9 protein-coding genes and 1 pseudogene are annotated in these 11,642 nt (G+C 67.3%); all 10 read right to left on the bottom strand.

Going from position 1 to position 11,642, the window contains the following annotated elements; translation table 11 throughout:
• A pseudogene (locus tag AC1DS3_RS09420) lies at window positions 1-252 on the bottom strand (ABC transporter permease); the annotation flags it as partial.
• Window positions 233-1,408, bottom strand: coding sequence for a methionine ABC transporter ATP-binding protein (locus AC1DS3_RS09415; RefSeq protein WP_477127071.1), 1,176 nt, complete (start codon window positions 1,406-1,408; stop codon window positions 233-235). The gene AC1DS3_RS09415 and the pseudogene AC1DS3_RS09420, both read right to left, overlap by 20 nt.
• A gap of 4 nt (window positions 1,409-1,412) precedes the next feature.
• Complete coding sequence (locus AC1DS3_RS09410) at window positions 1,413-2,222, bottom strand: MetQ/NlpA family ABC transporter substrate-binding protein (protein WP_441637299.1); 810 nt, start codon at window positions 2,220-2,222, stop codon at window positions 1,413-1,415.
• A gap of 39 nt (window positions 2,223-2,261) precedes the next feature.
• Window positions 2,262-3,623, bottom strand: a complete 1,362-nt coding sequence (locus AC1DS3_RS09405) for an LLM class flavin-dependent oxidoreductase (RefSeq protein ID WP_477127070.1) — start codon at window positions 3,621-3,623, stop codon at window positions 2,262-2,264.
• Window positions 3,624-4,874, bottom strand: coding sequence for an SfnB family sulfur acquisition oxidoreductase (locus tag AC1DS3_RS09400; RefSeq protein WP_441637295.1), 1,251 nt, complete (start codon window positions 4,872-4,874; stop codon window positions 3,624-3,626).
• A gap of 1 nt (window position 4,875) precedes the next feature.
• Window positions 4,876-5,967: an acyl-CoA dehydrogenase family protein gene (locus AC1DS3_RS09395; protein WP_477127069.1), complete on the bottom strand. Its 1,092-nt coding sequence runs from the start codon at window positions 5,965-5,967 to the stop codon at window positions 4,876-4,878.
• A gap of 53 nt (window positions 5,968-6,020) precedes the next feature.
• Window positions 6,021-6,863, bottom strand: a complete 843-nt coding sequence (locus tag AC1DS3_RS09390; protein ID WP_477127068.1) for an ABC transporter permease — start codon at window positions 6,861-6,863, stop codon at window positions 6,021-6,023.
• Window positions 6,860-7,867 carry an ABC transporter permease gene (locus AC1DS3_RS09385; RefSeq protein ID WP_477127067.1) on the bottom strand — a complete coding sequence of 336 codons (1,008 nt, stop codon included), beginning with the start codon at window positions 7,865-7,867 and terminating at the stop codon, window positions 6,860-6,862. Before AC1DS3_RS09385 ends, AC1DS3_RS09390 begins: the two co-directional genes overlap by 4 nt.
• Window positions 7,868-7,880: 13 nt before the next feature.
• A complete protein-coding gene (locus AC1DS3_RS09380; protein WP_441637287.1) occupies window positions 7,881-9,578 on the bottom strand; it encodes an ABC transporter substrate-binding protein in 1,698 nt (565 codons plus the stop codon).
• 52 nt (window positions 9,579-9,630) lie between these two features.
• A complete protein-coding gene (locus AC1DS3_RS09375; RefSeq protein ID WP_477127066.1) occupies window positions 9,631-11,385 on the bottom strand; it encodes an ABC transporter ATP-binding protein in 1,755 nt (584 codons plus the stop codon).
• Window positions 11,386-11,642 lie beyond the last annotated feature (257 nt).

The raw sequence follows: 11,642 nt of genomic DNA, 5'->3' as shown, positions 1-11,642 counted from the left end.
GCCCACCACCAGCCGCGTGAACGGCAGCAGCGCCACCAGCAGCACGATAAAAGGCGTGGCGCGGAATCCGTTGATGACGCTGCCCAGCGCGCGATGCAGCCGCGGAGATTCGAGCACGCCACCGGGCGACGTCAATACCAGCACCAGGGCGAGCGGGATGCCGGCTAACACCGCGATCAATGCGGACGCGCCCACCATGGTGAGGGTGTCGAACAGGCCTAGCCAGATGCGTTCAATGGTTAGCGGGGACATAGCCGAGGACCTTGGTGTATTGGGACAGTTGTTGGGAGGCCAGCATCTCGGGCGACAGGCCGGCACCCGCGGCGGCCAGCAGCAGGCGGCCCTGGGTATGGCCCTGGATGCGGTCCACGCCGGCGTGCAGCAGCCGGGCACGGCCCCCCAGCGCCGTGGCGATGCGGGCCAGCTCGGGCGCCGTATCGCCGATGCCCGTGAAATGCAGTTCGATCAGTTGCTCGAACGCGCCGTGCGCGGGGGGCTTGGGTTGCAGCAGCCGCGCCAGGTCATCCGGCAAGCCCGTCTGCAGCGGCCGCAGCAGGGCACGGGTAGCGTCGTGGCCGGGGTTGCCGAACACTTGCCACACAGGACCTTGCTCGGCCATCCGGCCACGTTCGAGCACCAGCACGTTGTCGCAAATCTCGCGGATCACCCGCATCTCGTGCGTGATCAGCACGACGGTCAGCCCGAAGCGACGATGGATATCGCGCAGCAGCGCCAGAATGGCGTGCGTGGTTTCCGGGTCCWGCGCGGAGGTGGCTTCGTCGCACAGCAGGATCTCTGGCCGGTGCACCAGCGCGCGGGCGATACCCACGCGCTGCTTCTGGCCGCCCGAAAGCCGCCCGGGATACGCGCGATGCTTGTCTTCCAGCCCGACCAGCGCCAGCAGTTCTTCCACCCGTTGCGCGATTTCCGCGCGGGGCACACCGGCCACCTTCAGCGGCAGGGCCACGTTGTCCCAGACGGTCTTGGCGGACAGCAGGTTGAAATGCTGGAAGATCATGCCGATCCGCCGGCGCAGGCTGACGAGGCCGCGCTCGTCGAGCGCGCTGATGTCGTGGCCATCCACCAGCACGCGGCCGGTGGTGGGCCGCTCCAGCCGGTTGATGGTGCGCAGCAGGCTGGACTTGCCGGCGCCGCTGCGGCCGATGATGCCGAAGATCCCGCCAGCGGGAATCTCCACGTCGATGTCATGCAGCGCGTGGACATCGCCAGCCGGCGAGCGGTACACTTTGCCCAGATGCGCGAATGCAACCGAGCCCACGCCGGACGGCCCAGGCCTTGATGGGGCGCGCCCGCCCACCGCGGCGTGCTCGCCGGGCGAGGGTGCCGGCGCGATGTGCTCATGCCGATGGAGGGCGCTTGGAGAGCCTAGGGAGCTTAGGGAGTCCATGGCGTCACTGCTTCAGCCACGGCAGGCTATAAAGCTTGTCGTTATTGGCGAAGGATCTCTTCAGTTGCTGCCGCACCGCCGGCGATTCCTGGTAGATCTTGACGAAGCGGGCGACACGCGGGTCGCTGGCGTTGTCCTGTCGGCTGACGAAGCGGATCGCGAAGTAGAGGTCGTCCACGCCGGAGTAGAGCAGCCCGGCGCCGGCGATCTGCGGCTTGCCCGCGTTGACGAAGTGCGCCGGATAGCCTTGTGCCAGGTCCACGTCATCCAGCGCGCGCACCAGCTGCGGGCCTTCGATCTCGACGAACTTGAGTTTCTTCGGGTTGCCCACGACGTCGTCCACCCCGCCGCGCGCGCCTACGCCGTCGCGCAGCTTGATCAGCCCCGCCTTTTGCAGCAACAGCAGGCCGCGGCCCTGGTTGACCGGGTCATTGGCCACGCCGATGCGGGCGCCTTCCTTGATGTCCTCAAAGCGCTTGACGTGGTTCGAGTACAGGCCGATGTTGGGCAGCACGCCGACCGCCACGCTTTTGAACGCATAACCGCGCTCCTTGACGGCGTTGTCGAGGAAAGCCTGGTGCTGGAAGTAGTTCAGGTCGAGGTCGCCGGCTGCCAGGGCGACGTTCGGCGTGGTCCAGTCGGTCAGTTCCACCACCTTGACGTCGAGTCCTTGCTTGCGCGCTTCGGCTGCGGCTACTTCGACAGAGTCCGCCAGGGAGCCGGGCGTGACACCGATCTTGAGTGGCGCGGCATGCGCCGCTGCGGCCAGGGCGAAGGTGGAGATGCCGGCCAACAATAGTCGTTTCAGTTTCATGATCTTCGATGCCTTCAGAGTGGTTGATGTCTACGGGGCTCAGCCCTGGCTACTGCGAAATCGCGCCGCCGCGTGCCGCGCCGGCAGCCGGTCGTCTTCGGCGAACAGCTTCTTGCGCAGGCTGCCTTGGGCATAGGCTGTCTTGTAGATGCCGCGGTTCTGTAACTCGGGCACCACCAGGTCCACGAAGTCCTCGTAGCTCTCCGGCACCACGGTGCGGCTGAGGTTGAAGCCGTCGATGCCGGTTTCCCCCACCCAGGATTGCAGTTCATCCGCAATCTGCTGCGCGTCGCCCACGATGGCGGGATAGCGGCCACCGAGCTCGAACAGCTCCAGCAGCTTGCGCCGGGTCCACCCATGCTGCTGCGCGGTGCGCGTGGCCGACTCGATGGCGTTGCCGCCACCGTAGTCAACCGGCGCGTCGAGGTCATAGCGGCCGAAGTCCACGCCAGTGCTCGCGGCGAAGTGCGCCAGCCCGGCTTCGCGGCTGGCGTAGTCCTTGTACTCGGCGTACTTTTGGCGGGCTTCGGCGGCGGTCTTGCCTGGTACGACGGCGGTGCCGGCGAAGATCTTGATGTCATCCGGCCTGCGGCCGGCGGCCACCAGTTGCTCGCGCAGCGCCCTCACGGTATTGCGGGCGGCATCCTTGCTGGGCGGCGAGATAAACACGCACTCGGCATGGCGCGCGGCGAACTGCTGGCCGCGCCCGGAGCTGCCGGCCTGGAACAGCACCGGCGTGCGCTGTGGCGAGGGCTCGGCCAGGTGATAGCCATCGACCTTGTAGTACTTGCCCTCGTGCCTGATTTTATGCACCTTGCGCGGATCGGTGAACACGCGGGTGGCCTTGTCGCGCTGCACCGCATCGTCTTCCCAGCTGCCTTCCCAGAGCYTGTAGAGCACGTCCAGGTATTCGTCCGCGCGGTCGTAGCGTTCGTCGTGCGCGATCTGGCCGGCGAGGCCCATGGCGCGCGCGGCGCTGTCCAGGTAGCCGGTGACGATGTTCCAGCCGACGCGTCCGCGCGTCAGGTGATCCAGCGTGGAGAAGCGGCGTGCCAGCAGGTAGGGCTGCTCGTAGGTCAGGTTCACGGTGACGCCGAAGCCGAGGTGCTGCGTGACGGCGGCCATCGCAGGCACCAGCAACAACGGATCGTTGACCGGCAGCTGGATCGACTCGCGCAGCGTCACGTCCACATTGCCCTGGTAGACATCGTAGACGCCGACGATATCGGCGATGAAGAGCCCGTCAAACAAGCCGCGCTCCAGCGTGCGCGCCTGGCTAGTCCAGTACTCCAGCGTGTTGTAGTCGGTCGCGCGGTCGCGCGGGTGCGTCCACAGGCCGTGGTTGATATGCCCGACGCAGTTCATGTTGAAGGCGTTCAGCAGGATTTCCTTGCGTGCCATTTACAGCGCTCCATGCCGGGTGGGGAGCCGGTCGTTAAGGTAGAAGTTGCCGACGGCGTGATACTTCCAGCGCACCGGGTCGTGCAGGGTGTGGGTGCGAGCGTTGCGCCAGAAGCGATCCAGGCCGAGGTGGTCGAGCGTGGCCGCGGTGCCGCCTAGCTCGAACAGCTTGCTGCCCGCCAGCAGCGATGCCGTAGTGGTCAGCGCGCGTGCCTCGGCCACGGCGATTGAGGCCTCGGCCACGCTGCGCTCGGTGGGGGCCGCCTGGGCGGCATCGACGATGCGCCCGGCGCGGCGCACCAGCGCTTCGGCGGCGCGCAGCCTTACCGAGACCTCGCCCACCTGGTGGATGGTGAGGGGGTCGTCGCTGGCGCGTTCCACGCCCGCGTCCACCCAGGGGCGGGCGCGTTCGCGCACGAAGGGCAGGGTGGATTCGAAGGCGCCGCGGCCGATGCCCAGGTCGATCGCCGCGTGCAGGATCTGCGCCACCGGGCCGATCGTGGTCGGTTGCTCGAAGGAGGCCAGGAAGGGCACCACCCACTCCGCCTCGACCCGGACATTGTCGAAGGACACCGAGCCGCTGCCGGTGACGCGCTGGCCGAAGCCGTCCCAGTCGTCGACGACGGACACGCCTTCGGCGCGGCGTGGCACAAAGGCCAAGTAGGTGACCTCGCGGCCTTGCTCCTCGGCCACCACCAGCGTCGGGATCCAGTGGGCGTACAGCGCGCCGGTGCAGTAGAACTTCTTGCCGTCCACGCGCCAGCCGTCGCCGTCCGGCGTAAGCCGGGTGCGGCGCTTGAAATCCTTGTGGCCGATCTCGGCAAGGGCATTGCCAAAGCGCTCGCCGGCGAGTGCGCGCTCGTAGAAGAAGCGCTTTTGCGCCTCGCTGCCACCCACGCGAAGCACCTCCAGCGCGTAAAAATGGTTCTGCGGGATCTGCCCGAGCGAGCCGTCGGCGGCGGCGATGGTGGCAATGACCTCGGCCAGCGTGACGTTGGACACGCCGGGGCCGCCGTACTCGCGCGGCACCGTGATGCCCCACAGTCCGCTGGCGCTGAAGGCGTCCAGCTCGGCCCAGGGCAGGCGTCGCTCGCGGTCGCGCAATGCAGCCTCGGGGGCAAAGCGGACTGTGAGCTGGCGAGCCGTCAGGATGGCGTGCGCATCGTCGCGGATCAGTTCGGGTGGCTGGGCGGGCGGTGCGGCAGGCGCGGGCCGGCTATCGGTGGGAACCGGGGAGAGGAGCACGGACATATCAGTTCCAGGAGTGGCGCGCGGGCAGCACGTGGTTAAGGTGGTAGTTGCCGATCAGGTGGGTCTTCCAGCGCACCGGGTCGTGCAGCGTGTGGGTGCGCGCGTTGCGCCAGTGGCGGTCCAGGTTGTGCTTGGCGCGCGTGGCGGACGAGCCGGCGAGTTCAAACAGCTTCTGGCTGGCTTCCAGCGCGATCTCGGTGGTCAGCACCTTGGCCTCGGCCACCGCGACGGAGGCACGCGCGCTGGCCTCAGCATCCAGCGGCCCAGCGGCGATGGTGTCAAGCGTGCGCCCGGCTTCGAGCAGCACTTCGCGCGCGGCGTGCACGTCGATCTGCAGGCGGCCCACGTCCTGGATGATGTAGGGGTCTTGCGTGTCCTCGGGCGCCACCGGGACGTTGTCGAAGACCACGCTGCCGCTGGCCGTGGTGCGCTGGCCGAAGGAGGACCAGTCGTCGACGATACTCAGGCCACGTACCTCGCGCGGCGTCCACACCTGCACGCTGCGGCCCTGGTCGTCGAGCGCTCGTGCGGGAACGCGATGCGCGAACAGCGCCCCGGTGGAATAGAAGCGGTGCCCGTTCAGCCGGAGGCCTTGGGCGGTTCCGGTGAGGCGCGTGGTGCCTTGCAGGATGGTCTGGCTGCTCTCGGAGCGGCGCTCCGGGCCGGCGTTGCCCAGGCGCGCGCCGGTCAGTACCTCGCCGTAGAAGCGGCGCTTCTGCGGTTCGCTGCCGATTTCGCGCAGTACGCCCAGCAATCCGAAATGGTTTTGCGGGATCTGGCCGAGCGCCGGGTCGGCGGCGCAAAGGATGACGAAGACCTCGGCCAGCGTCGTGTAGGACACATCGGCGCCACCGTACTCGCGCGGCACGGTGATGCCACCCAGGCCGCTCTCGGACCAGCGGTCCAGCTCGTCCCAGGGCAGGCGGCGTTCGCGATCCCGTTCGGAGGCGCCGTCGGCGAACACCGCGGCGAGATCGTGGGCGGCCTGCAGTGCCTCGGCATCGCTGGCGATGCGGCGCACGCGTGCTGGGTCCGGCAATCGTGCCGGTGGCGCGGGAATCGGTGTGGCGGGGAGATCGTTCAGTTTGGTCATGGCTGTCGTGTGTAGGGTTCGCGCGGTTCAGGCCGGCGGTTCGAGTCTGCGGTTCAGGCCGGTGGAGCAGCCCGGCGCACGCGGCGCAGCCGCGGGTTGAGCGCGGCCTGCAGGCCGTCGCTGAGCAGGTTGAGCGAGAGGACGGTGAGCACCACGGCGAGGCCGGGGATGGCGGTCATGTACCAGCCGGTGCGCAACGCATCGCGGCCCAGGCCGATCATCGAACCCCAGCTCACCACGTTGGGATCGCCCAGTCCGAGAAAGGCCAAGCCCGCTTCGGAAAGGATCGAGTTGGCCACCAGCAGGCCGGTGGAGACGATGATCGGGGTCCAGGCATTGGGCAGGATCTCGCGAAAGATCAGGTGGGCGTTGCTGGCGCCCACCGCCACGGCGGCGCGCACGTATTCGCGTTCGCGCAGGGTCAGGAACTCCGCGCGGACCAGCCGGGCGACGCTGGTCCATGAGGTCACGCCGAGCGCGAACACGATGGTGCCGAGGCTGGGCTTGAGCACCGCAACCAGGATAATCGCCAGCAGGAAGGCGGGGATGGTCTGGAAGAACTCGGTGATGCGGCTGAGTACCGCATCCACGGCGCCGCGGTAGAAGCCCGCCGCCGCGCCGATCGTGACGCCGATCGCCAGCGCTACCGCGGCCGACGACACGCCAACCAGCAGTGACACCCGCGCGCCGTGAGCTAGCCCGGCCAGCAGGTCGCGGCCCATCAGGTCGGTGCCGAGCGGCATGGCCGGATCCGCGCCGGGCCAGACGAAGGGCGCGCCCACCATATCGAGCGGATCCGCCGGGAACACCACGCCAGCCAGCGCCGCCGCGGYGAAGACCACCAGCAGGATGGCACCGCCGAGCCAGATGGAAGGTTGCAGGTACCAGCGCTTCATGCGGCGCCTCCTTGTGGCGCTGAAGACACGGGTGCCTTGCCGGCCCGCACGCGCGGGTCAAGCACGGCCTGCGCCATGTCCACCAGCAGGTTGGCCAGTACCACCAGCACGCCGCTGAAAATCAGCACGGCCAGCAGCACCGGGATATCGYGGCTCCTGATTGCCTCGAAGGAGAGCTGGCCCAGCCCGGGCCAGGCGAACACCGTTTCCACCACGATCGACCCGCCCAGCAGGGCGCTGCTTTGCACGCCCAGCATGGTGATCACCGGCAGCAAGGCGTTGCGCAAGGYGTGGCCGAAGATCACCCGCGCCTCGCGCGCACCCTTGGCACGGGCGGTGCGGATAAAGTCCTCGGCCAGCGTCTCGATCATCGACGCACGCGCCAGCCTCGCGTACACCGCCACGTAGTAGATCGCCAGCGTCAGCACCGGCAGCACCAGGTGATGGGCGTAGTCGAGCAACAGCCGCGGGCMGTGGTAGCCCGCATTGACTTCGCGCAGCCCGCCGATCGGCAGCCATTCCAGCTGCACGCCAAACAGCACGATCAGCATCAGCGAGGTCCAGAACATCGGCGCTGAGTAGCCCACCGTGGCCAGCGCGGACAGCACCGTGTCGGTCAGGCCATGCGGGCGCCTTGCCGCCGCCACGCCCAGCAGCACGCCGACGACCGTGGACAGCAGTAGCGCGGCGCCGACGAGCGCTAGCGTGGGCCCCAGCCGGCTGAGCACGAGATCGAGCACCGGCTCGCCGAAGCGGAACGAGTAGCCCAGGTCGCCATGCGCGATGCGGCCAAGATAGCTTACCAACTGCTCCGGCAGGCTGCGGTCCAGCCCATAGAGCTGGCGCAACTGCGTCACGTACTCCGGCGGCACGCTGCCGCTTTCGCTGGCGATCACATCCACCAGGTCGCCGGGCAGCGCCTTGAGCAGCGCGAAGTTGAGCACGGCGGTAGCGACGATTACGCCAACGAGTTGCAGCAGGCGGCGAAGCAGGCGTCGGATCATGCGCACGGCCTCCTCACTTGGCGCTGAGCCAGACGCGGGCGAAATTGTTCTGGCTGTGGTCGAAAGTATCCGTGACGTTGCGCAGGCGCTTGTCCCAGACGCCGAACCAGCGGAACTCGAACAGGTTCAGCAGCGCCAGGTCCTTCTGCGCCAGCTTCTGGAAATCCTGGTAGAGCTGCACGCGCTTGGCCGGGTCACGCTCGACCTGTGCTGCTTCGATCAGCTTGTCGGCCTCGGGGCTGGCATAGCCGGAGGCGTTCTGCCAAGGCGTGCCCTTGGATTCCGCCTTGGACCAGTAATGCTGCTCCACGCCGATCTGCGGGTCCTGCCAGTTGATGCCCCAGGAACTGACCAGCTGGTAGTTGTAGTCGGTGAACACGTTCTTGGTCCAGGTAGGCAGGTCCTGGCCGCGCAGGTTCACATCGATGCCGACGGCGCGCAGAGACTGGCGCACGAACTCGCCGGTGCGGCGGTAATCGTCACCAAAGGGGATGAAGTCATGGTTGAGCTTGAAGCGGAACCCATCCGCCTTGCGCGGGAAGCCGGCCTGGTCGAGCAGGGCCTCGGCCTTCTTGCGGTCGAACGGGTATTGCTCAGTGTCCTTGGTATAGAAGGTCTTGAGCAGCGAGGACACCGGCCCAGTGGCAGGCACCGCGTAGCCGCCCCACACCGTCTTGGCCAGCGCATCGCGGTTGATTGCGTACAGGATGGCCTCGCGCACCTTGAGGTTGCCGATGATCGGGTCGCGCAGGTTGGGAATCAGCCAGAGCCAACCGGCAAAGCCGTTGTAGCCCTCGGTGCTGACCACCAGGTTAGGCGACTTGGCCAGGCGGTCGGCGTCGGCAAAGGTCACCGGGTTGCGCTCGCCGTATTGCACCGCGCCGGTTTCCAGCGCGGTGGCGCGGCCGGCCACATCCGGGATGATCTTGAAGGTGAGCTTGTCGAGGTAGGGCAACCCCGGCGCCCAGTATTTGTCGAAGCGCTCCAGCGCGATGTGCTGGCCGCGCACCCACTCCTTGAAGACAAACGGGCCGGTGCCGACCGGCTTGTTGTTGTACGGATTGTTCGGGATATCCGTGCCTTCGTACAGGTGCTTGGGCAGGATCGGCGCGGCCACCACGTCGAGCGCGTTCAGGATCACCGGGGTCGGCTTGCCGAGCGTAAGCACCACGGTATGGCTGTCCGGCGTATCGACCTTGCGCAGGTGCTGGAATACGCGGCGCGCGGTAGGCGCGTGCTTGCGCCAGATTTCCTCGGCGGAGAATTTCACGTCGGCGGCGGTGAAGGGCTTGCCGTCGTGCCACAGCACGTTCTTGCGCAGCTTGAGCCGCACGGTGAGGCCATCGGATGAGACGTCGACGCTCTCCGCGAGTTGCGGGCGCGGCTTGAGGTCGGGGCCGTAGTCCAGGAGGCCGTCGAAGATCTTGCTGACTACGGTGCGGCCCGGTGTGGAGGTGTTGATGAAAAATGCCAGCGTGGGTGGCTCGGGGTGGACCACGGCATCGAGAGAGCCGCCGCGCTGAGCGCCGTCTTCGGTATTCGGCAGCGGCTTGGTCAGTGCGCTGGCCTCGGGCAGCAGGCCGCCAAACAGACCGCCGGCAAGCAGGGCGCCGGTGGCGCCAAGTAGTTGACGGCGTTGCGCGCTATGCGGGGCAGCTTTGTCCAGGGCAAGGGGGTCCGGCTTGGCAAAGGGAAAATCGTGTTCGTTCATGGGGCGTTGAGGTTTCGGTGATGCGGTAACTGCGGAGAGAGACTGCGAGAGTTCAGCTGTGCGCGGGGGCAGGCAGTGGCGCTTGAGCGGCAGCGTCCGGAGGACAGCTCGGCCGGGCATGGCCGGGCACGGCCGCCAGCAGGGCGCGGGTGTAGGGATGTTGCGGGCGCGTCCAGATGGTCTCGGAATCACCTGATTCGACGATCCGGCCCGCCTGCATCACGCACACACGGTCGGCGATATAGCGCACGACCGACAGGTCGTGMGAGATGAACAGGTAGGTCAGGCCGTGCTCTGCTTTCAGGTCGACCAGCAGGTTCAGGATCTGCGCCTGGATGGAAACGTCCAGTGCGGATACGGGCTCGTCGCAGATCACCAGCTCAGGGCGCAGCACTAGCGCGCGTGCAATTGCGATGCGCTGGCGCTGCCCGCCCGAGAACTCGTGCGGGTAGCGGCTGCGCGCGCGCGTGCCCAGCCCGACGTCGTCGAGGATGGCGTCGATGCGGTGCGTGCGTTCGGCACGCTCGCGCACGCCATGGATGGCCAGGGCATGGCCAAGGATGTCTTCCACGCGGTGGCGCGGGTTGAGTGAACCGTAGGGGTCCTGGAAGATCAGCTGCACGCGGCGGCGCCAGGGCAGCAGCGCGGCGGGCGCCAGTGCTAGCAAGTCCTGTCCGGCAAACGAGACGCGGCCAGCGTCGGCAGGTGCCAGCCGCAGGATGGCGCGCGACAGGCTGGACTTGCCGCAGCCAGATTCCCCCACCAGTCCGAGTGTTTCGCCGGCGGCAATGTCGAGCGAGACGTCGTCGACCGCGCTCACCCGATGCTCGCCGCTGGTGTATGAGACGCGCAGGCCTTGAACAGAGAGCAGCGGAGCAGCATTGGCGGCCGGCGTGCGCAGCGCGGCTGCGGAAGGCGCTACCGTCGGCTTGACAAGCTGGAAACCATTTTGACCATCAGCGCGGAGCTCGGCCAGCCGGTCGGTGGTGTAGTGCAGGCCCTGCGCGACGTAGAGCGATGCGCTAAGCAGGCCACGCGTGTATGCGTGTCGGGGCGTGGCGAATACGCTCTGCGTGACGCCTTCTTCTAGCTTGCGCCCGCCGTACATCACCGCAACGCGGTCTGCATACTGGGCCACTACGCCCAGGTCGTGTGTGATTAGCAGCACGGCCATGCCGAGTTCATGGCGCAGACTATCGATCAACTCGAGGATCTGCGCCTGGATGGTCACGTCCAGCGCGGTGGTGGGCTCGTCCGCGATCAGCAGGCGCGGTTTGCAGGCCACCGCCATGGCAATCATCACGCGCTGGCGCTGCCCGCCGGAGAACTGGTGTGGATACGCATCGAAGCGGCGCGCGGGGTCGGGCAGTTGGACCAGGTTTAGAAGTTCGATGGCCTGCGCCCGTGCTGCGCGGCGCGACAGCGGCTCGTGTAGCGTCAAGGCCTCGGCGACCTGCTGGCCGATGCTTAGCACCGGGTTCAGCGAAGTCATCGGCTCCTGGAAGATCATCGACACAGCGCGTCCCCGCGTGGCGCTCATCTCCGCCTCGCGCAGCGCAAGCAGGTCCAGTCCATCGAAGCTGACTGTGCCGGACAGCCGCGCATGCGCAGGAAGCAGGCGCATCAGCGCCAAGGCCGTCGTCGATTTTCCGCAGCCGGATTCGCCGACTAGCGCCAGCATCTCTCCTGCAGCGACCTGCAGGTTCAGGTCTTGCAGCACATGATGGCCGGGAAAGTGCACGTTGAGGCCGTGGATGTTTAGCAATGGCTGCAGGGTTCCCGTGCGGGCCTGTGCGCCGGTGTGCATGACTGCGGAGGGCGATGGAGCAGCGTGGCTGCCCGGCCTGGAGGCTGGATGCGCTAAGTAGACCATTCGCGTATTGCAGCACGGTGCCCCGGTACCTTCCCACGAATTTTTGCGTAGATGCTTACTCGGTTCTGTGTTTGTGCTCGCCACAGAAGTACGCTATCGAGCGAATGCCTAGCGGCACAACTGATGCCAGTTGGCTCGGCGAGGAGTCCGAAGCTCTGTCGGAGGGGCAGTGCACGGCGCCCCAATATTGC

It is taken from the genome of Cupriavidus sp. 01L46, from assembly GCF_056399905.1.
Note: the sequence above shows the minus strand (reverse complement) of the source record. Positions and strands in the feature narration are given on the sequence as shown.

What these genes read in the sequence shown, in the direction of transcription:
- AC1DS3_RS09380 (WP_441637287.1), bottom strand. Translation starts at nt 9,578, where the DNA reads ATGAACGAACACGATTTTCCCTTTGCCAAGCCGGACCCCCTTGCCCTG.
- AC1DS3_RS09410 (WP_441637299.1), bottom strand. Translation starts at nt 2,222, where the DNA reads ATGAAACTGAAACGACTATTGTTGGCCGGCATCTCCACCTTCGCCCTG.
- AC1DS3_RS09400 (WP_441637295.1), bottom strand. Translation starts at nt 4,874, where the DNA reads ATGTCCGTGCTCCTCTCCCCGGTTCCCACCGATAGCCGGCCCGCGCCT.
- AC1DS3_RS09395 (WP_477127069.1), bottom strand. Translation starts at nt 5,967, where the DNA reads ATGACCAAACTGAACGATCTCCCCGCCACACCGATTCCCGCGCCACCG.